Below are 21,242 nucleotides of genomic sequence, written 5' to 3' on the forward strand. Positions count from 1 at the left end.
CCGGCATCACGATCTGGCCTGCCGCCTGGACCGATCCCAGCGTCAATTGCACCCATGCTTCGTCACCAGAGGAAGCCTCGCTTCGAACACCGGCTGCCCCAGCGCGCCGTGGCATACACCCGGGTCTGACCTTTCAAGCCTGGGTCACTGTTTCGACCGGCCCGTCCGCCCTGGGCTGAAGCATCAGCGGTACGTGCCCGTGGGCGAGGGTCGCCGCTACCTCGGACGTCTGCAGTGGGCGATCATGGCGCGACGACAACGTTCGCGAGTGGTTCGCCCGCTGCGTGCCGCCGGACCTGGTTGACCAACAAGCGGCGAGCCCGGGGTGACAACGCAGCGGTCAGGCCGCCGACGTGCGGGCTGATAAGGACATTCGGCGCGGACCACAGCGGGTGACCAGCGGGCAGCGGCTCGGGCTCTGTAACGTCCAAGGCGGCGTGCATCCGGCCTTTGCTGAGTTCGGTGAGCAGCGCGTCGGTGTCCACCACTCGGCCCCTTGACACGTTTACCAGCAGGGCCCCGTCGGCCATCTTGGCTAGGAAGTCCGAGTTCACCATGCCTTCGGTTTCCGGGGTTAGCGGTGCGGAAAGGATGACGACGTCCGCGTGCGGCAGCATGTCCGCGATCTCCGAGATCGGCCGAACCCCGGGGCGGGCAGTCCGGGCCACCCGGCTGACGGCTACCTCGAACCCGGCGAGCCGGCGTTCGATCGCGGCGCCGATCGAGCCGTAGCCGATGATGAGGACCCGGGCGTCAGCTAGTCCACGCGACCAGTACGGGTCCCAGCGGCCCTCGTCGCCCGCCCGAACGAGTTGCGGCAGTCCGCGCCGGGCGGCGAGCGTAAGCGCCACGGCGAGTTCGGCGGTAGCCGCATCGTGAACACCCCGGCCGTTGGCCAGGGTCAGACCAGGCCGCAGGAATGGCAGGACGTGGTCGTAACCAGCGGTCACTGTCTGCACAACGTTGAGCCGAGGCATCCGAGTGATCGGCTCACACAGGCGCGGATCGATGATCCCGTACGGCACTGCGTACAACTCGACGTCGTCCAGGTTCTCTGGGAGGGGTTGCGTGCCGTCGTAAAGCCCGACGTCGAGATCGCTGAGGTCGGCCACGGCGTCGGGGTGAGGCAGCAGGTAACGCATGCCGATCATCATGCCGCGGCGGACAGTCGGATGTCCGGGAGCACAGCGGCCGACATCCGTTCATCGGCACGAACGTGCGCAGGATGAGCCAAGGAGAGATCACAACCTTGGTGACCGCGCTCGGCGACATCACCACCGTGCTCCGTAACGCCGACCCAGCCGACAAAGCCGAGGTCTACCGACAACTCGGCCTCCGACTGAACTACCAGCCGGAAACGCAAACGGTGCGCGCTGAAGTCGATCTCAGCGCACACCGTGGGGTTATCGTTTGTGTCCGAGGGGCCACACGAACCAATGCCCCACCGCCGATGACGATCGCCAAAACCCTAAAGCTCACACAAGTCTAGGTGCTCCGGTGACCTCTTCGAGCCCCCAGAGGTCACCGGACAGGAAGCCCTGGTCAGAGGGTTGCCGGTGGATTCGAGTCTCAGCTGCCGGAATCCTACCGACTCCGCCTCGTCGGATCCCCGAGGCGTACGCCGATTCAGCATGCACTTCAAGCCGTGTTGGCCGTCACCTTCGGTGACGGCCAAGCAACCCGGTGCGGTGCCGATGCCACCGTTGATGTCGGTCATTGATGTCACGTCGCCCCGCGCTGCCGCTCCCTGCCCCCGCCGGTATGAATCCCGTCGGAGGGAGCCGGGTACATCCTGTTGATGAGTGAGGCTCCATGCCGAGCAGCGCTAGTGGCCGTCTGTTGCCCGCCGTTCATCAACAGCCATCCACACCCGCCGTCGAGACCTTCGCTGCCTCCTTGCTGCTTCAGCCTCGGCCAGACAACGCTCCCGAGGCCCCTTCTCAGAACAGATTGTGGCGGCCGGGCCTGCTAAAGCACTGCCGGGAGCTGCTCGACATAGCACATCGCCGCGTGAGGCTCGACTACTCGCATCGCCTCTTCGGCATCCGTCTCAGTGAGGAAGACGCCGAGGTTGTGTCGGCTACGGCGGCCGTCCCGCTCGGTGACTGCTGTCAGCACGTGGACGTAGCGGTATCGCTCACGGCGTTCTCCTTCAGGCAGCCCGGTGAGGAACGCCTGCGCCACCTCCTGTGGGGAGGCGATGTCGAACTCGCCGCCGACCCCGGCAAGCGGTGTGACCGGCCAGAGCGGGTCGTAAGCGTCGAACGTGTGGAAGAACGAGGGCTGCATGGGCGACAGCTCACCCTCGCACCATCCGACGCCCCCGGTGACGACGTAACCCGTCACCCCTTCGCTCGCTAGCACAAGCACCCGTAGATACTCCGGACGAGGGTCGTAGTAGTCCGCGATGCCGTCGTAGACCCGGGCGGCCTCCTCCTCGGTCGCGCACCAGATCACCAGGCCGCGGTACAACTCCTGGATCTGCACCGCCTCGACAGGACTGAACAGCACCTCCAAGGTCGTCGGGAGCCGTTCGTACACGTCGGGCATCCGGTCCGACCGCAACAGCATCTGACTGTGCGTGGCCGAGTACGAGTACAGGTTCACCTCCCGCTCGGTGCGGAACAGCTCCGCGCCCGGGGCGGAAGTGCTCATCCTGGTGAAGCCACACGCGCGACGTCATCTCGCCACTCTTGGACAGCCAGCGAGAGACGTCAAGATCAGACCGCTCGGGTGCTGCCCATGCGTCGTTCTCCGACGGCCCGCTCAGCAATCTCCGCCGATCCGCTCGCCGGTGATGGTGCCGTCCGGGTCGAGACGGTGGGCCAGCTCGTCCCGGCAGGTAGTGACCGCTCCGATGATGTCGACCAGCGGGCGCTCAATTCTCGCGTTCTGCACCGGCGTGAAGTCGGGCGGGAAGCGCCCCGCGGTGAGGAACTTGGAGGCTTCGAAATCGTACTGGCCGAGCAAGCTCCAGCCCGCTTGCACGTCGACCAGGCCGTCATGCGAGTGACCCGCAGCCACCCGGTGCACTGGTCGGAGAAGTTGAAGGGAAGCGTCACGGGACGGCGGCCGATCGCCAGCCGCTTGAGTTCGGCAAGCCAGCGGTCGAGGGTACGCGCCGGACCTCGGTACCGGCCACGGGCGGCGAAGTTACCAACGTCCGGTACGAGGATGCACTCGAAACGGCTGGTGCCGAGCTTCAGGATCATGTGGCCGCGGGCCTCGTCAGTTAGCTCCACGGTCATCGGCACCTGCACGCCGCACTTGGCCAGCACGGCGTGCACCTCGGCCTTGCACAGGCTGCGCACGGCGACGAGCTTGGCGCGGTGACGGACCAACTCCCGCAACTCCCGCGTCGCCGGCGGGGCGATCCACCCCTGCGCGAGGCGACCCATCCGCAGCAGATCGGCCAGGTCGATGGCGTCGCGGACATCGTTCTTCACCCGCCGGTACTCGAATGCCTTGACGCCCAACGGGTGCGCCAGATGCACCCTCGCGCCGGCCGCCTGCAGCGCGTCCACCGCCCAGTACCAGCCGTAGGTGGCTTCCAGCACCACCTCCGGCGTCTGCCCGGCCCGGGCGACCACGTCGGCCAACCGGTCCGGGTCGTTGACGATCCGCACGCTCTCCAGCACCTCACCCGACTCCGTCATCCGCACAATCACCGAGCGGCGCCGGTGCAGGTCGATACCCACGAACTGCTGTCCCGCATACCCTTCCACCAGGGGCCTCCTTCGTCGTAGACGTGAGCACTCCCAGCATCCCGCCGGGAGGTCACGAGGAGCGGAGGCCCCGCTCCTTCATCGCATCAGGCAGTCGCCGGGGACTGTGGATCTAACGGTGTTTCCGGCCTGACCCGCCGGGCGTAGTACCCGGTGAGGAAGGTGCCGTGATGACCGCGACACTGAACGATGTGACTCCACGGAAGAAGAGGCCTGAGCCGTCGGCGGAGGAGCAGGCCGCCGTCGAGCTGGTCCGGCTGGCCAAGGAACAGGGCTTGTCGCTGACCGGCCCGGACGGGCTGCTCAAGCAGCTGACCAAGTCGGTGCTCGAGACCGCGTTGAACGAGGAGATGACCGAGCACCTGGGCTATGAGAAACACGGTCCGGCCTGTGCGGGGTCGGGCAACATCCGCAACGGCACCCGGTCCAAGACGGTGCTGACCGAGGCGACTGGTCATGTCGAGATCGACGTGCCCCGCGACCGGGCCGGCACCTTCGAGCCCCAGATCGTCAAGAAGCGGCAGCGCCGCCTGTCGGGCGTCGACGAGGTCGTGTTGTCGCTGTATGCCAAAGGCCTGACGACCGGGGAGATCTCGGCGCACTTCGCCGAGATCTACGGCGCTTCGGTCAGCAAGGAGACGATCTCCCGGATCACCGACAAGGTGATCGAGGAGATGACCGACTGGTTCGCCACCACCCAGTCGATCACGCCACAATGGGCGGCACGACGGCATGCGAATTGGTCAGCACCACGGGCAGGTCCAGCAGACCAGCCTCCTCGACGAACGCCGCACCGGTCATCTCTCCGTTGCCGTTGAGCACCGACGCTCCGGCAGCACACGCCGAGCCCACCCCCGCACGACCTCGCGGCAGCATCACCGTGCAGGAGGCGACGGCTCGCATCGCTGACCTGGTCACCGGCTGGGCGCCCAGTCCCACCGAACGGGTCTCCGCTATCGCGCACACCGTGGCCGAGCAGCGGACGCTGTGGTCGTCTGGAGAGTCCCGCCTGACCCTGAGCGGTTACTGGCAGGACCTGGGCCTGCGGCCGGAGTCCGAACGCCAGGAGTGGCCGCGCCGGTTGGACGAAGTGTCCGCGAACCGGCTGGACGACGTCGTCCGGCGACACCTGTCCCGCTCGCCGGACCTCACCGTGGTCCTCAAGCAGGAGGAGCCGGTCGATGCGTAGTCTCAACGCCCGTCACCACCGTGCAGCGCTCAACGGGTTCCTCACGGTGGTGCCGGCACCCTGATTGATCACCCCCGGATGGCTGCACTACGCGTCGGATGCCGGCGCATCGACAAGCAGCTGTTCCAGCCGTGCCCGGCGCTGCGACAGCGGCATGTCCAGCGCCTGCCCCCGGCGTCTCCGAGGTGGTCGTGAGCCGGACACTCGCGTACCAGCCGCGGCAACACCGGGCCACTGCCGCTGCCTCTGCGGAAGCGTCTCAGCGGACCCGGCGGCGCGCCGACGGCTCCGGCAGCGCGGCCCGGTCGACCTTGCCGCTCGTGGTTAGCGGCATCGCGGACACCTCGACGTACCGCGACGGCACCATGTGCTCGGGCAGCCGGTCAGACAGGTACTCTCGCAGCGACGCATCCGAGAGATCCTCGTCGGACCCTGTCGACGCCCGCACGAAGTAGCCCACGAGAAGGCCTGCGGTCCCCCGACGGTGCAGGGTCACCGCGGCGCCGCCGATCGCGGGATGAGCGCCGAGGACGGCCTCGATCTCGCCCAGCTCCACCCGCTGGCCGCGCAGCTTCACCTGGTTGTCCCGCCGGCCGACGAAATGCAGGTTGCCGCCCGCGTCCCACCAGGCGAGGTCGCCGGTACGGTACAACCGCTGGCGCACACCGTCGACGTCCCGCTGCACGAAGGATTGCGCCGTCAGCTCCGGGCTGCCGATGTAGCCGGTGGCGAGACAGACGCCCCCGAGAAACATCTCCCCCACCGCGCCGACCGGTGCCAGCCGCCCGGCGTCATCGAGCACGTGCACCACCACGTTCGCAATCGGCGCACCGATGGGCACGTCCGGACCGGGCTCGGGCCGACGACACCGCCAGGCAGTCACGTCAATCGCCGCCTCTGTCGGCCCGTACAGGTTGTGCACCTCGGCGTCCGACACGGCGGCCAGCCGGTTCACCAGGCTCGGCGCCAGCGCCTCACCGCTGCAGATCACCCGTACCAACGAGTGGCACTCGCCCACGTCCGGCTCCGCGAGAAAGAGGTCCAGCATGGCCGGCACGAAGTGCACCGTGGTCACCCGTTCGCGGCGGACCAGATCGACGATCTCCGTGGCGTCCCGGTGGGCCTCCGGCGGCGCGACGACCAACCGGGCACCGGTCATGAAGGGCCACAGCAGTTCCCAGAGCGACACGTCGAAGGTCGCCGGGGTCTTGTGCAACACCACGTCGTCGGTAACCAACCGGTAGGCGTCCTGCATCCAGGTCAACCGGTTCACCAGGGCCTGGTGCGGCACCTGCACACCCTTAGGTCGACCGGTCGAGCCTGAGGTGAACAGGACGTACGCCGGGTCGAGCGGATCGATGACCGGGCCCGCCCGCCGCCAGTCGACCGCAGGCCCGTCGCACCCGCCACCGGTCAGCCGGATCAGCGACGCCAGGTCCGCGTCGCGGAGAGCGGCCGCTCCGGCGTCGCTGGCCAGCACGGTACGCGCCTTGGCCGTCTCCAGCATGTCCCTGAGCCGCGAGGCCGGGTGCCCCACCTCCAGCGGGAGGTACGCCGCGCCGGCCAGCATGATGCCGAGCACCGCGGCGACGCTGTCGGCGGACCGTTCGGCGCAGAGCCCGACCACGTCGCCTCGGCCTACCCCGGCGGCCCGCAGGTTGCCGGCGATCTCGGCCGCCCGGTCGAGATGGTCCGCGTACGTCAACTCACCGTCGGCCCAGCGGAGGGCGATCCGCTCGGGCGTGGCCAGCGCCTGCCGGCGGATCAGCTCAGGCACGGTCGCCTCCGGCAGCGGCCGCCGCGCGCCGGCGAACGACGCAAGCAGGGCCCGTTCCGAAGGGCCCACCGGATCGATGGCGGACAGCGGCCGGTCCGGTGCCGTCACCAGGCAGTCGATGAGCAGGCGCAGCCGGTCGGCGAGCAGGGCGGCGTCGACCATGGCGCCGGGCACGCGGAGCCGCCAGGCCTGCCCCCTCTCCCCGATGCGGAGCACGAGGCCCGGTGACGGGCCACTGTCGTCCGCTGCCGCCTCGACCACGACGGCGGTTTCCCCGACCGGCAGGTCCCAGTGGGTCGGGGCGGCGGCGAGCGCCGCCGCCAAGGTGGTGTCGTCGCTGAACGGCAACACCCGCCAGCGCTTCCGCCCCACATGCACCGGGACTGACGGGCGCCGGGTCAACCGATAGGCGAGGGCGGCCCCCACGGCGCCGAGCGCCTGTTCCGGGCGCAGGCCGTGTCGCCGGGCCAGCAGGGTCAACCCGGCCGCGCACTCCGGGTCCAGCAGGCGCGGTCGGACGTCGGTCGTGGACGGGTTCAACAGTTCCACTGGACACCTTCCGGGACGGTTGCAGGGGAGTCTGTCCGGAGCGGCCCTGCCGTCGGTCGGTCGCCGTGCCCGCCCGCCGGCCTGTCGGCGTGCCCGACCTGGCAGTCCTCGAGCAGGGCGGCCCGGACCGCGACGAAATCGTCATGGAGGAAGAAGTGACCACCCTCGAAGAGCCGAACCTGCGCGTCGGGGGCCAGGTCCAGCCAGGAGGCCAGGGCCGCGACGGGCACCGCCGGGTCGACGGTGCCGCCGTACACCGCGACCGGGCAGGGCAGGGGCGCGTCCAGGGTGGGCTGGTAACCATTCAGCAACGCCAGGTCCCGGCGGAACCGCTGCAGTAGCATCGCGCGCACGTCCGGATCGGTGAACGCCTCTTCGGGCGTGCCGCCGAGGAGCCGGAGGAAGTCGATCACGTCGCTGTCGGGCGCCGCCACGAGGGGCGCCGCCGAGACGCCGTGGCCCGGCGCCGCGGCGCCGCAGAGAACCAGCCGCCGGGGCAGCCGACCGCCCCGGCGTGCCACGTGCCGCACCGTCTCGGTGGCGATCAGCGCGCCGAGGCTGTGACCGAGCAGCGCCCACGGACCGCGCAGCTGACCGACCTGCGCGGCGAGCGACTCGGCCCGGGCGGTGATCCCGCAGGTCTCCCCGGTGCTCTCGGCGATCGCGTCCCACAGCACGGGGCGTACCGCCACGCCGTCGGCGGCGAGCGCGGCGACCCACCGGTGGAAGACGATGGGACTGCCGCCGGCGTGCGGAACACACACCAGGGTCAACACCGGAGGCCGCGCTGGCGCGCCGCCAGCCCAGCGCCCGCTGAGAATCGTCGCGCGCGCCGTCACGGCTCGCCCGCTCCGCGGGCGCGAGCCGACCGCACTGCTTCCGCCACCGCGGCGACGGTGGCCATAGCGGTGAGCGCCGTCATGTCCAGGCGTACGTCGTACCGACGTTGGACGCGGTTGATCATCCGGATGAACAGCAGTGACTCCCCGCCCAGCTCGAAGAAGTCGGCGTCCGCGGTCACCTTCCCGGCGCCGAGCAGCTCGCGCCACAGGGCGAGCACCTCGGTAATCACCTCGTCCGGAGCGAGTACCGCACCGGCGGGCGCGGCCGTCGGTTCACGGGCCGGTTCGGGCCGCGGGAACTCCCGCCCAGGAACCGGCGTGGGCGCCGCCAGCCAGTGCCGCTGCGGGGCGAACGGATAGCCGGGCAACCACACCCTGCGTCCCTCCGACGGACCCACGGCGTCCCAGTCCACTCCACCGCCGGCCGCCCAGAGCCGGCCCACGGCGGCCAGGATCTGGTCGTCGTCGGGAAGCGAGCGGAGACCCGGCTGGATCGCGGCCATCGGCAGCTCCCGGGCCTTCGGGATCCGGCGGGCCGCGCCGCTGAGTGCGGTGCCCGGCCCCACCTCCACGAGAACCGTGTCCGGGGAGTCGACCGCCCGGCGGACCGCGTCCGCGAAGCGCACCGGCGCGAGGACCTGGCGGGCCCAGTAACCGCCGTCCCGACCCTGCCCGGACGGCAGGAGAGTTCCGCCGACGGTCTCCACCACCGCGATCCGGCGGCCCCTGGTCGGGGTGTCGGCCGCCGCCCGGGCCAGCTCGTCCATGACGGGAGTCATCAGCCGGCTGTGGAACGCACGCTGCGCCGGCAGCCGGCGGAAGGCAACGCCCGCCGCCATCAGCCGATCCTCCAAGGACAGCACGGGCGCGGGCCCCCCGGAGACGACGATCACGTCGGGGCCGTTGACCGCGGCCACGTCCAGGTCCAGGTCGACCATCAACTCGCGGACGGTCGGCTCGGAGGTCAGGGCCGTGACCATCGCGCCTTCCTCCGTCGCCTGCATGAGGGCACCACGCCGGGCCACCAGGCGCAGCGTGTCGAGGAATCCCATCTCCCGAGCCACAGCGGCGGCGGTGTACTCGCCGACGGAGTGCCCCACCAGCGCCGCCGGACGCAGGCCCCAGGACATCAGCAGCCGGGCGACGGCGTACCCGTGCAGGACCAGGGCCGGTTGAGCGAGGTCGGTGCGGTGGATGTCGGCGCCGGCTCCCGGATTCAGCAGCAGGTCACGCAGGTCGACGCCGAGCACCGGGAGCAGTGCCTCCGCACCCCGGTCGACATCCGCCCGGAATCCGGGCCACCGGGCGTAGGCCCCGGCGGCCATGCCGGTGCGCTCAGCCCCCTGCCCGGGGAAGAGAAAGACCAGCTGGGGCCGGCGGGCCGCCGGTGGACCCGACCTGCCGGCGGTGAGCTGCTTGGCTGCCTCCGCCGTCGTCCGGGCGGCCACTGTGTGCCGGTGCCGGAAGTGGCGCCGGTGCGCCTGCAGGGTACGGGCGACGTCGCGCAGCGCCAGGTCCGGATGCGCCTGGAGGTGCTGGGCGAGTCGCTGCCGGGCCTCGTCCAGCGCCGTGGCGCTACGCGCCGACACCGGCAGAAGCACCGGCACCTCCTCATCGGTGCGAGAGCGATCCGGCGCGGGCGCCGCCTCCAGGACGATGTGCGCGTTCGTACCGCCCAGGCCGAACGAACTCACCGCGGCCCGGCGGGGTCGATCCGCCGCGGACGGCCACGGCCGGGCCGTCCGGTCGAGGACGAAGACGCTGGACGGGTCGTCGAGCCCGTGTCCGGCCGCGGTCAGCCCGGCCAGCGGCGGGATCCGCCCGGTACGCAGCGCGAGGACCGCCTTGATCAGGCCAGCCACGCCCGCGGCCGCGTCCAGGTGGCCGATGTTCGCCTTGACCGAGCCGAGGGAGCAGGACCCCGCTTCCACGCCGTGCTCCTTGAACACCTCGGTCAACGCGGCGAGTTCGATCGCGTCACCCGTCTCGGTGGCGGTGCCGTGCGCTTCGACGTAGTCGATGGTCGCGGCGCTGACCCCGGCGTTCTGGTAGGCCCGCCGGAGCACGTCGACCTGGCCGGTCACCCCCGGAGCGGTGTAACCGACCTTCACACCGCCGTCGTTGTTCACGGCGGATCCCCGGACGACGGCGTACACCTCGTCACCGTCGCGTCGCGCGTCGGTGAGCCGCTTGAGCACCACGACGCCCACGCCGTTGCCGGGAACCGTGCCGCCGGCGGCGGCGTCGAAGGGCCGGCAGGTTCCCTGCGCGGAGAGAATGCCACCTGCCTCGTACAGGTAGCCGGCCCGCTGCGGAACAGCGACACAGGCGCCACCGGCAAGCGCCACGTCCGCGTCCCCGGCGCGCAGGCTCTGACAGGCCAGGTGTACCGCCACCAGCGAGGTCGAGCAGGCGGTCTGCACTGTCACGGCGGGACCGCCGAGGTCGAGCCGGTACGCCACCTTTGCCGCGAGATGGTCCTTCTCATTGCCCAGAACCACCGCGAGCAGGCCCTGCGCGGCGACGACGTCGGTGGCGGGCAGCACCTGGTTGAGCAGGTAGTAGTTGAGGCCGGCGCCGGCGAAGAGCGCCACCCGGCCGAACGGTCGGTCCGTGGTCAGCCCGGCGCTCTCGAGAGCCTCCCAGCACGTCTGCATGAGCAGTCGGTGCTGAGGGTCCATCAGTTCGGCCTCCCGGGCGGGTATGCCAAAGAACTCCGCGTCGAAGCAGTCGACGTCGGCGATGATCCCCCGGGCCGGCACGTACGCGGGATCGTCGCGCTGTTCGGTCTGCACCGCAGCCTCGGCGAGGTCTGCCGGGGTCAGCCGCGTGACACAGTCCCGGCCCGCCTCGATGTTGTCCCAGTACCGCCAGACGTCGGCGGCGCCGGGAAACCGGCCAGCCAGGCCAACGACGGCGATGTCCGTGGTCGGCCCGGTCATCCTGCCCTCCCTTCCGCCGCCCGCAGGTGTTCGGCGAGTGCCCGTACGGTCGGGAACCGGTAGAGATCGGTCATCGGGAGCGCACGCCCCGGCAGCCGCTCCCGCAGCTGGTTGCGGACGAGCGCGAGTTGCAGCGAGTCCCCACCGACATCGAAGAACGCCTCGTCGGAGTCGAAGTCGTCGGTGCCCAGCACGGTGGACCACGCCTCGCCGACCAGCTCCTCGTACCGTGCCAGGGGATCGGGGTCGGCGCTGCTCGGCACCGCCGGTGTCGCGTCCGTGTCGGTCGCCGGCGGCGCCGGGGCCGGACCGGCGGGCGGCCGGGCGGCAAGGGCGCCGAGGTCCACCTTGCCGTTGCGGGTGAGGGGGAAGGCGTCCAGCCGCAGCCAGCGCTGCGGGCGGGCCTGCGGCATCAACTCCTGCTCGACCCACTCGCGCAGCGCCGCCAGGTCGCCGTTCCCTCCCTCAGTGATCACCGCGGCGGTCAGCCGGGTCCGTCCGTGGTCGTCGCTGACGAAGAGCGCCGCGTCGGAGACACCGGGCTGGCGCCTGATCAGATTCTCCACCTCGTCGAGCGCCACTCGGTGTCCGGAGATCTTGACCTGCCGGTCGTTGCGACCCAGGTAGCGCAGCAGGCCTGAGGTGTCCCAGCGCACCAGGTCACCAGTGCGGTAGCACCGCTCCCCGTCACAGGCCACGAACGCCTCGGCGGTGCGCTCCGGGTCCGCCAGATAGCCGTCGGCCAGGCCCGACCCGGAAACGCACAGCTCGCCCACCCCGCCGGGTGGGACCGGAGCTCCCGCGTCGTCGCGTACCCATAGGCTGGTGCCCGCGATCGGCCGGCCAATCGGCAGGTCGGGTTCCGCCCGGTCGGGCGTGTCGACGTGGTGGACGGTCGTGAACGTGGTGTTCTCGGTCGGCCCGTACCCGTTGCTGACCCGCAGGCCGGGGCACCTCAGGAGCACCTGGCCTACCCGGGCGCCGGACACCACTCCACCACCGGTGAACAGCTGCCGGAGGGTACGGAACGCCTCCGGACGGTGCTCGGCGACGAGGTGGAAGAGCCCGGAGGTCAACCAGGCGTGAGTGACCGGTGTCGCCGCCAGGAACTCCGCCAGCGCGCCCGGTGACGGTTCGCGCGCCGGAAACACCTCCACGGCGTCGCCGCGGACCAGGGGAACGAGAAGCTCCAGCGTGGACGCGTCGAAGGCCAGCGGCGCGAGGCGTAGCATCCGAGGCCGCTCCACGGGTGCGAAGAGATCCGCGTCGCGCGCGAGCCGAAGCACCCCGCGGTGCGGTACCACCACCCCCTTGGGAAGACCGGTGGACCCCGAGGTGAACGAGACGTAGACCGGCCGCGACGGATCCGGGGCGGCGGCCGGTACCTCGTGGCCCGCCGGCCGGGCCGGGGCGCTCAGGTCGACGGGTGGACAACGATCCGTGGCAGGCCAGCCGGCCGTGTCCGCTCTGCCGATCCGCACCCGGGCCTTCACGGCGGAGACAACCTGCTCCCGGCCCCGCGGCGCCTGCGCCGCCTCCACCGCCACGTAGCTCGCACCCAACCGGAGCACTGCGAGGACCGCGACCGCCTCCGCGGCCGAGCGGGGAAGGTCGACGACGACCCGTTCACCGGCTCGGACCCCGTGCTCGTGCAGCAGGACCGATTGAGCTACCGCGTGTTCGTGCAGCTGCCCGTAGGTCAGCTCGACGCCGGCGTCGGAGTCCCGGACCGCCGCCGCGTCGGGGTGAGCCCGGGCCCGGCGCTCGAATGCCTGCCACACGTCGTCGTTGACCCGCACCGGCGCTCCGCCGCCCCACCGAGGCAGCAGCTCGTGCTGCTCCGGGGAAATGGTCCGCACCCGGCCCAGGGGCTCCCCCGTCGACCGCACCACCTCGGCCAGTCCGGCCCGGAACGACTCGACCAGGTCGGCCGCCTCGGTCGGTCCCAGCGCGGCGGTGGCGTACTCCAGCGCCAGGCGGGGCCGCTGCTGCCAGCTCTGCAGGTACAGCATGGCGTCGAAGGCGGCGCCGCGGCAGTGTCCCTCCCGCACGGTCGCCTGGTGTCCGGAGACGGTCACCGTGGCCGGCACCAGCTCGTGGTGGGCGGCGAACCCGACCTGCGTCAGCGGGCTGCGCGCCGGATCAGGTGCCACGCCGAGGTCCGTCAGCAGCCGCTCGAAGGGCACCTCGGCGTCCGCGCCGGCCTCGCGCAGCGCGGCGGCGAAGGTCCGTACGTGCTCCGTGACCGACGCGGCGTCGTCGATCCGGGCCCGCACCGGCACCACCCGGGTGGCCAGCCCGACGACCCGGGCCAGCTCGGCGGTCGACCGGCCGGCGAACGGCATGGCGAGCAGCAGGTCGCGCTGGCCGGCGCGGCGCGACACGACCAGCGCCCAGGTGGCGGCGACCACGGTGGTGACGGTCACCCCGCATCGGCGGGCCACCCCCTCGACCGCCTCCGCGACGGACGGGTCGAGGGTGAAGGTCAACCGGGATCCCGACCCGTCCGGCTGCCCGGGGCGGGCGCGATCAGTGGGCAGCGTGAGGGTGCTCGGCGCGTCCGCGAGACGCCGGACGAGCCGATCCGACGCCCGGCGCAGCTCCCCCGTCACTGTCACGGCGTGCAGTCGCTCACCGATCAGGTCCGCCTGGCCACCGGCCGACCGGACGCTGCCGGGCCCGTCGCTGAGCGCCACGGCCAGCTCGCGCCAAAGCAGGCCGATGCTCCACCCGTCCACGAGGACGTGGTGCACGAGCAGGGTCAGCAGGCTGCGGCGGCCGGCCCGGGTCAGCACGAACACCGCCGGTGGGCGGACGTACGGCTGGAGCAGGTCGGGGCTCGCGGTGGCCAACTGCTCGTGCACAGTGCGCCACGGCGCCTCGTCCTGGTCCGGCAACGCCTGCCGCAGCAGCCGGGGCCGGTGGGTTGCCGGGAGCACGACGCGGGCCGACTCGCCGCTCTCGACGACGAACATGGTGCGCAGCGACTCGTGTCGTGCCACCAGCGCGTCGACCGCCTCACTGACGCGCTGCTCGTCGAGCTCCGCGGGACAGTCGAGGCTGAACAGCAGGTGGTAGGCCCGATCCGCGCCGGCCAGGTGCGCGGCGAGCATGGCGCGCTGCCCCGGCAGCAGGGGCCGGGTCGCCGTCGGCGCGTCGACCGGGGCGGCGGTTGGCACCGGCTGCACCGCCTCCGCGTCCCGCAGCACGGCACCAAGCGCCTCGGTCCCCAGTAGTCGGGCGATGTCCACCCGGCGTCGCAGCTCCCGTTCGCCGAGCGCGAGCAGTTCGATGGCGTTCAGCGACGTGGCGCCGAGCCCGACGAAGGAGTCCCGGTCGATCCGGTCCCGCAGGTGCGCGGCGTCGACGCCCAGCAACTCCGCCACGACGGGCAACCAGTCGTCGGGGCCACCGCTGGCGGCGGGACGATCACCGGACCGCGGGACGAGGAGCTCCGCACTCACGCGGCCGCCGCCTGCAGTTCCGCCCGCCGCAGCGCCGGGGCTGACATCCACCTGCGGATCGGCACGATGGCCACGAGCGACGTGAGGGCGCACAGCACGAAGATCACCCTGGTGTCGAGGAGGCCGCCTGCCACACCGCCGAGCGCCGCGCCGAGCGGGGTCGCGCCGTAGGACATCATCCGGGAGGCCCCGGCGATCTGGCCGCGTTCGTGCCCGGGGACGGTGCGCTGGCGCACCGACATCGCCTGTACGGACCACATGCCCCCGAACACACTGCCCAGCGCCATGACCAGGCCGAGCCAGACCCCCTGGCTGACCACCAGCGGAGCCGCGAACACCGTCGCCCACCCGACCCGGGTCAGCCACAGCAGATGCTCCTGGCCGACGAGACGCTCGAAACGGGCGGTCAGCAGGGATCCCAGCGCGGCACCGACGCCGATCATCCCGATGACGAGCCCGTACGTGCCGGGGCTCATGCCGAGCGGTCCGGGGGCGATGGCGTAGAGAACGAAGACGGTGTGGAAGGCGGCGTTGGCCAGGGTGGTCAAGGCGCCGACGCCGACCATCGTGCCGAGCACCGGTCGACGGGCGATCGTGCGGAGCCCGTGCAGGAACTGCACCGGCTGACGCTCGCCCGGCTCCTGCCGCACCCGGTACGGAGTGCTGATCCGGCCGAGCAGCAGGGCGGCGACGAGGCAGGCGGCCCCGGCCGCCCAGGCGGGCGCCTCGATCGCCACTCCGACCAGCACACCGGCGAACAGCGGACCGGCGAACTGGTAGGAGATCCGGGTCGACACGGAGATGGCACCGTTGGCCCGGGTCAGGTCCTCGGGAGGCACCATCTCCGGGATGAGCGTCTCGGCTGCGGTGTCCACTACGGTCTGCACGGTCGCCACCGCGAAGACGATCAGCACCAACAGCAGGGCGACCGGCACGTCCAAGGTCAACAGCGCGGCCAGCAGCAGCATCAGCAGGCCGCGGGTGACGTTGGCGACGGTCATCGCACGCCGGCGGTCCACCGAGTCGACCAGGATGCCGGCCGGGATCGCCAGCACCAGCCACGGCAGGGTGGAGGCGACCGTGATCGCACCCACCACCATCGGCGAGCGGGAGACCTGCGAGGCGATGATGACCGCCGCGACGGAGAACACGCCGTTGGCGGCGTCGGAGAGGCCGGTGGCGGCAAGCAGCCGGCGGAAGGATGGGCTGATCATGAGTGGAAGTCCTCCGTCTCGAGCCGTTCCCGAACCGCGCCGAGGCGCTCCACGCCGCGGAGCACCCGGTCGGCGGGCAGCCCGAAGTCAATGAGGGCGGCAACCTCGTCAACGCCCATCCGTCCGAAGTCCAGCAGGCGCTGTGCCACGACCTCCGGCGTGCCCAGAAGGGACCTGCTGGCGTAGAAGGCACGGTACGAGCGGCGGACGATCGCCTGCCGGTCCCGTTCCGAGGCGTTCTGCAGATCGAGTTCCTCCTCCGGCATCGCCCGGCTGAGGCTGCTCAACAGCTCCGTGTGGCTGCGGAGGTAGTCGAGGAAGGGCGACTCGCAGGTGGCGCGAACGTCTTCGTGTGGCTCACCCACGTACGAGTGGACCATCAACGTGACCCGGCCCGCTTCGGGGTCGTGGCCGTGCTCCGCCCGGGCCCGGCGGTATATGGCGATCTTCGCCGTCAGCTGCTCGGGAGTGAGCGCCAGCAGCGCGGTCAGCAGGTTGGCGCCGACCTCACCGGCGAGCTGGAACGATTCGTCGCTCGCCGACGCGGTCAGCCAGACCGGAAGCTCGGCCTGGACCCGGGCCGGGTACGGCCGCACGCTGACCCGGTCACCGGCCCCCGCCTCCACGTCGTCCAGGCTGCCGCCCCGCCACAAATGGCGGATCAGCTCGACGTCCCGGCGGAAGGTCTGCCGCCGATCGGCGAAGCGGTGCGGCGCCAGCACGAAGTCCAGCGGGTGGAAGCCGGCCGCGAAGGAGAGGCCGACCCGCCCACCGGAAAGGCGGTCCACCACGCTCCAGTCCTCGACCAGCCGCAACGGGTGGTGCAGGGGCAGCACGACACTTCCGGCGCGCAGCCCGATGCGGGTGGTGGCGGTGGCCAGCGCGGCGTTGAGCACGGCGGGGTTCGGGTACAGGCCGCCGAACTTGTGGAAGTGGCGTTCGGGGCTCCAGACCGCCTCGAAGCCCAGCCGGTCGGCGAGCCGGACGGCGTCCAGCACCAGCCCGTAACCATCTCCCGAGTCGTCCTGCTGGGAAGAGAAGAAGTAGATGCTGGTACTGGGCACTCCCGGCCGCCGGGCAGCAGCCACGTTGCTCGCCGCTACGGGCGACTGGACGACTGGACGCGTCGCGACGGCGGGTGTTACCGGCGGCGGTGCCGGTGCCGGTGCCGCGCCCGGGGCGGCCTCCACGAACGCGGCGAGCGCACCGAAGGTCGGCTCGTCGAACAGCTGGTCCAGCTCGACCTCCACACCTAGACCGTCGCGGATGCGGCCGCGCAGCCGCAGCGCGGCGAGGGAGTGCCCGCCGAGTTCGAAGAAGTCGTCCTCCGGAGCCACACGATCGACGCCGAGCACGTCCTTCCACAGCTGCTCAAGAGTGCCGGTGACGTCACCGGCCGACGTGCCGGTGGTGACCGACGGGGCGGCTGTCATGACTGGTTGCTTCATCCCCTCGTCCTCAGTCGTGGTGTACGTGCCAGCCGGCACGGCCACCGGTTCGGCCACCGTCGGCGACCGCTCGGGATCGAGCCAGTGGCGGGTACGGTCGAAGGCGTACGTCGGCAGCGGCGCCCGGCGGCGCCGCTCGGCGTACGCCGGATCCCAGGCCCCGCCGACACCGACGGACCACAGCTGCCCCACGACAGTGAGCAGCGCTCGGTGATCGTCGCCGGCGGCGTCCCCGCTGACGCCCCAGACCCGGGCCTGCTCTGGTGCCGGCAGGTGCTCCCGGATGAGCACCTGCAACGCGCGTCCCGGCCCCACCTCGAGCCATGCCGTCGGGGCGAGCGAGTCGCGCACCCCCGTCACGGCAGCGCTGAAGTCGACGGTGTGGCGCAACTGGCGGCCCCAGTACTCGGGGCTGACCGCCTCCCGGTCGGTGAGAGGCCGGCCGGTAACGGTGGACTGGACGGGTAGCCGCGGCGGCCGCAGCGTGAACCCGCTCAGGAACCGGGTGAAGCGGTCGGCGGCGTCCTGCATGGCGCGGGAGTGGAAGGCGTGCGAGGTGGACAGCCGACGGCTCAACAGACCCCGCTCCCGCAGCACACCGGCCAGCTGGTCGAGGTCCGGCGCCGGCCCGGATACGACGGTCACGGTGGGCGAGTTGCGCGCCGCGATGTCGACGTTCGCCGGCAGCAGCGGGGCGACCGTGTCCACCGGCGCGAAGACCGACAGCATCGCCCCAGGTGCGGCCTGTTGCATCAGCCGGCCTCGCTCGACGACCGCGGCGAGTGCGTCGTCCAGCTCGAAGACACCGGCCAGGCAGGCCGCGACCAGCTCACCGACACTGTGCCCGAGCATGGCGGAGGGTACGACGCCCCGACGGAGCAGGCTGTGCGCGGCGGCGAGCTCGGTGACGAACAGGGCAGGCTGGGCCACTCGGGTCTGGGCCAGTGTGGCCGCGTCGAGCGGGTCCTCGCTGTGCAGCAGCGCGGGCAGGTCGAGGCCGGACAGAGCGGCGACGCGTCGGGCCGCATCGTCGAAAACGGCCCGGTACACCGGGTCGGCTCGATGACTCGCCCGGAACATGCCAGGGCGTTGGGCGCCCTGGCCGGGGAACGCGAAGACCACGGTCGCGCCGTCCTCGACCTTGCGGACGGCGGCCTGGGGCAGCCGGGTCGCCGCCGCCGCAGCGGTGTCGGCGACCAGCGCCGCGCGCCAGGAGAGGGGCGTACGGCCCACCCGCAACGTGTGCGCGACGTCGGCCAACGCCGGGGGCTTCTCGGCTGCGAGGGCCGTCCCCAGCGCACGCAGACCGGCCTCGGCGGCCGCCTGGGACCGGGCCGAGACGAGCAGCAGCTCCGGGCCGTCTGCCGCCTCCGCCGATGGCACCTGCGGCGCTTCCTCGAGGACGACGTGGGCGTTGGTGCCGCCGATGCCGAAGGAGCTGACGCCCGCGCGGCGGACGCCGTCGACCTCGGGCCACGGGACGGCCTCGGTCGGCACGAAGAACGGGGAGTCCCCCAGGTGCAGGAGCTCGTTCGGGCTCTTGAAGTGGGCGACCGGCGGGATGGTCCGGTGCCTCAGCGCAAGCACCGTCTTGACCAGGCCGAGCACACCGGCCGCGACGTCGAGATGACCGACGATCGACTTGAGCGCGGTCAGCGCGATCCCTGGTCGGTCCGGCGCCGCCGAGCCGAAGACCTCGCAGAGCGCGGCGACCTCGATGGGGTCGCCCAGCCTGGTGCCGGTGCCGTGGGTCTCGATCACCCCGACCGTCTCCGGCGGGATCCCGCCCACGGCCAGCGCGTCAGCCACCACGGCGGCCTGGCCGCTGGCACCGGGGGCGGTGAAGCCAGCCTTGCGCGCCCCGTCGTTGTTCACCGCCGAGCCCACGATCACCGCGTGCACGGTGTCGCCGTCACGGACCGCGTCGTCGTACCGCTTGAGGACCACCACGCCCACGCCGTCGCCGGCCACCGTGCCCTCGGCCGCAGCGTCGAAGACGCGGCAGTGGCCGTCCGGGGAGAGGATGCTGCCCGGCTCGTGGACGTATCCGCGGCGGGACGGGGGCGCGACGGAGGCGCCACCGGCCAGGGCGAGGTCGGACTCGTAGGACAGCAGGGACTGCACCGCCATGTGGACCGCGACCAGGGAGGTCGAGCAGGCCGTCTGGACAGTGACGCCCGGGCCCTGCAGGTTCAGCTTGTACGCCACCCGCGTAGCGGCATAGTCCTTGTCCGCACCGATCACCAGTTGCAGGCCACCAGCGTTCGTCACGGCCCGTTCGTTGGGCAGGACGTTGTCCAGCATGTACAGGTTCATGCCGGTGCCCAGGTACACCCCGGTCCGGTTCGGGTCGGACCCCACCGGCGGGTGGCCCGCCTGCTCCAGGGCCGCCCACGCGCATTCGAGCAGTATCCGCTGCTGAGGATCGATCAACGCGCTCTCACTCGGCGAATAGCCGAACAGGGCACCGTCGAAGCGGTCCACGTCCGTCAGCACGCCGCGGGCCGGGACGAACCGTGGATCCAGCGCCCGTTCCGCCGGGACGCCCTGCGCGACGAGTTCGTCGACGTCGAAGAAGGAGATGCTTTCCGTGCCGGTCCTGATGTTCTCCCAGAACCGGTCGAGGTCCGCTCCGGCGCCGGGTACCCGCACCGCCATACCGATGATGGCAATCCTGCCGCTCTCCGTCATGTCACCTCCCCACGCCCGGACGGCGCCTCACGCCCGACCGGCTCATCCACGTCCGTCCAACTCGTCCACGAGGTCCCCATCGGGCATCAGGGCCAGCGTGCCGTTGGCCAACCTGATCCGGTCGCTGCTGATCATGACCCGGGCGGAGGTGACGTCCCGCAGATGACGGCTGAGGCTGAACCTGCTCGACTCGGCTTCGCGGTAGGCGTCCACCCCGATCAGCTCGATCGCGTCCACCACTGCGGTGAACGCGAGCTCGGCCACCGCGAGGCGCACGTTGTTCGCCCGGCGCGGCATCCCCGCCGGATGGACGCCGGCCACGGCCGCGGCGTCGTACTCGTCGGCGAACGCCCTGATCTGCGCGCGCGACTGGTCCAACGACTGGGCGATCCGACCGAGCCGGACGGTCTTCGCGGCGAGCAGATCGCTCGCACCGCCCGACGCCCGGCGGCGTAGGAAGCGGCGGGCCCGGTCGGCCGCGGCCGACGCGATGCCCCACCAGCACCCGGCCCAGCCGAGATGGGTCAGCGGAGTCATCACCTGCGCGCCGGTCACCGCGAACGGCTCGGCGAGCACCATGTCCGCCCGGCTGGACACCGTCGCCCGGCACCCGCCGCTGGCGGTGCCGCGCATGCCCATCGCGTTCCACGGCACCGGATTGGCGATGTCGATGCCGGCCCGATCGGCCACCACCAGCACCTGGTCCGAGAGCGGGGCGGCCGCGTCGCGGCGCGCCACCACCAACGCGGCGTCCGCCACCGCCAGATATGAGGAGACCGACACCTCCTTGACGACGGTGAGGCCGCCGTCGGGCGAACGGTCGCAGAAGGCGTTGCCCTGCCGGGGATCGGCCGCACCGCGTTCGGACATGAGGCTCGCAATCAACGGCTGGGCCTGCCACGTGCCAGCGACGAACTTGGTCAGCTCGTCGGTGGCGGTGGGCTGCCGGGCGATGCTCAGCAGCTGTCCCTGATGCATCGCCCAGATCATCCCGGTCGAGGCGCACGCCCCGCCCAGCGCGGACGACACGGCGGCGATCTCGCGTGCGGTCCACCACCTGCCGCCGTCCCCGGGGCCCGGAGCGAGCAGCCGTTCCTCGCGTAGCGCACCGATCGCGGCGTCCGGCGTCCGACCTTCCTGGTCGACGGTGTCCGCCTCGGCGGCCGCAACCTTGGCCGCGCGACGGACCCGCGCCGCCAGCGTCTCCTGCGGGGTGGGCGCGTTCATCCGCGGCGCCCCGCGACCTGCTCAACGTACTCGACGCACTCGGCACGGGTCGCTGGCCCGTGGCGCGGCGTCCAACCGTGCGGCGGCGGCAGCTCGGCCGGCCAGAGGGAACATTGACGAGCCTGGTTGATCAGCACAATGAGGTCCCTCTCGGACTCGAATGGATTTCGCATC

At 71.6% G+C, this 21,242-nt stretch carries 14 protein-coding genes and 1 pseudogene; 3 read left to right on the top strand and 12 right to left on the bottom strand.

Going from position 1 to position 21,242, the window contains the following annotated elements:
- Positions 1–242 precede the first annotated feature (242 nt).
- The gene (locus CLT75_RS11875; protein WP_135240858.1) at positions 243–1,142 is read right to left on the bottom strand and encodes a 2-hydroxyacid dehydrogenase; all 900 of its coding nucleotides are present in this window, start codon (positions 1,140–1,142) and stop codon (positions 243–245) included.
- Positions 1,143–1,225: 83 nt separating this feature from the next.
- On the opposite strand from CLT75_RS11875, the gene CLT75_RS11880 reads away from it, so the two are divergent.
- Positions 1,226–1,489 (top strand): hypothetical protein, encoded by a 264-nt coding sequence (locus CLT75_RS11880; RefSeq protein WP_135240859.1) that lies wholly within the window; start codon positions 1,226–1,228, stop codon positions 1,487–1,489.
- A gap of 479 nt (positions 1,490–1,968) precedes the next feature.
- Here CLT75_RS11880 and CLT75_RS11885 read toward each other — a convergent pair whose 3' ends face one another.
- Together CLT75_RS11885 and CLT75_RS32850 are read right to left on the bottom strand one after the other, a co-directional pair.
- The gene (locus tag CLT75_RS11885; protein WP_135240860.1) at positions 1,969–2,607 is read right to left on the bottom strand and encodes a hypothetical protein; all 639 of its coding nucleotides are present in this window, start codon (positions 2,605–2,607) and stop codon (positions 1,969–1,971) included.
- A 113-nt stretch (positions 2,608–2,720) separates the two neighbouring features.
- Positions 2,721–3,725 (bottom strand): IS110 family transposase, encoded by a 1,005-nt coding sequence (locus CLT75_RS32850; protein ID WP_209310315.1) that lies wholly within the window; start codon positions 3,723–3,725, stop codon positions 2,721–2,723.
- Positions 3,726–3,895: 170 nt separating this feature from the next.
- Here CLT75_RS32850 and CLT75_RS11895 point away from each other — a divergent pair.
- Positions 3,896–4,411 (top strand): annotated as a pseudogene (locus CLT75_RS11895) (transposase); the annotation flags it as partial.
- A gap of 19 nt (positions 4,412–4,430) precedes the next feature.
- Here CLT75_RS11895 and CLT75_RS11900 read toward each other — a convergent pair.
- Complete coding sequence (locus CLT75_RS11900; protein ID WP_486485341.1) at positions 4,431–4,628, bottom strand: P1 family peptidase; 198 nt, start codon at positions 4,626–4,628, stop codon at positions 4,431–4,433.
- On the opposite strand from CLT75_RS11900, the gene CLT75_RS33150 reads away from it, so the two are divergent.
- Positions 4,540–4,914, top strand: a complete 375-nt coding sequence (locus tag CLT75_RS33150; protein ID WP_167796851.1) for a hypothetical protein — start codon at positions 4,540–4,542, stop codon at positions 4,912–4,914. The two genes, CLT75_RS11900 and CLT75_RS33150, sit on opposite strands and share 89 nt — an antisense overlap.
- Positions 4,915–5,173: 259 nt before the next feature.
- Here the strand turns inward: CLT75_RS33150 and CLT75_RS11905 are convergent, their stop codons facing one another.
- The 8 genes from CLT75_RS11905 to CLT75_RS11940 form a co-directional block, all read right to left on the bottom strand.
- The gene (locus CLT75_RS11905; protein WP_135240861.1) at positions 5,174–7,240 is read right to left on the bottom strand and encodes an amino acid adenylation domain-containing protein; all 2,067 of its coding nucleotides are present in this window, start codon (positions 7,238–7,240) and stop codon (positions 5,174–5,176) included.
- Positions 7,228–8,004, bottom strand: a complete 777-nt coding sequence (locus CLT75_RS11910; RefSeq protein ID WP_167796901.1) for an alpha/beta fold hydrolase — start codon at positions 8,002–8,004, stop codon at positions 7,228–7,230. Before CLT75_RS11910 ends, CLT75_RS11905 begins: the two co-directional genes overlap by 13 nt.
- Positions 8,005–8,075: 71 nt before the next feature.
- Positions 8,076–11,024, bottom strand: a complete 2,949-nt coding sequence (locus CLT75_RS11915; protein ID WP_135240863.1) for a type I polyketide synthase — start codon at positions 11,022–11,024, stop codon at positions 8,076–8,078.
- Positions 11,021–14,488 (bottom strand): non-ribosomal peptide synthetase, encoded by a 3,468-nt coding sequence (locus tag CLT75_RS11920; RefSeq protein WP_135240864.1) that lies wholly within the window; start codon positions 14,486–14,488, stop codon positions 11,021–11,023. The genes CLT75_RS11915 and CLT75_RS11920 overlap by 4 nt, the downstream gene beginning before the upstream one ends.
- Positions 14,485–15,702 carry an MFS transporter gene (locus tag CLT75_RS11925; protein WP_135240865.1) on the bottom strand — a complete coding sequence of 406 codons (1,218 nt, stop codon included), beginning with the start codon at positions 15,700–15,702 and terminating at the stop codon, positions 14,485–14,487. The genes CLT75_RS11920 and CLT75_RS11925 overlap by 4 nt, the downstream gene beginning before the upstream one ends.
- Positions 15,699–19,841: a type I polyketide synthase gene (locus CLT75_RS11930; protein WP_116507021.1), complete on the bottom strand. Its 4,143-nt coding sequence runs from the start codon at positions 19,839–19,841 to the stop codon at positions 15,699–15,701. Before CLT75_RS11930 ends, CLT75_RS11925 begins: the two co-directional genes overlap by 4 nt.
- 42 nt (positions 19,842–19,883) lie before the next feature.
- Positions 19,884–21,068, bottom strand: coding sequence for an acyl-CoA dehydrogenase family protein (locus CLT75_RS11935; protein WP_135240866.1), 1,185 nt, complete (start codon positions 21,066–21,068; stop codon positions 19,884–19,886).
- Complete coding sequence (locus CLT75_RS11940; protein ID WP_116511457.1) at positions 21,065–21,241, bottom strand: MbtH family NRPS accessory protein; 177 nt, start codon at positions 21,239–21,241, stop codon at positions 21,065–21,067. The genes CLT75_RS11935 and CLT75_RS11940 overlap by 4 nt, the downstream gene beginning before the upstream one ends.
- Position 21,242: the final 1 nt, after the last annotated feature.

Source organism: Micromonospora sp. CNZ285 (assembly GCF_004637285.1).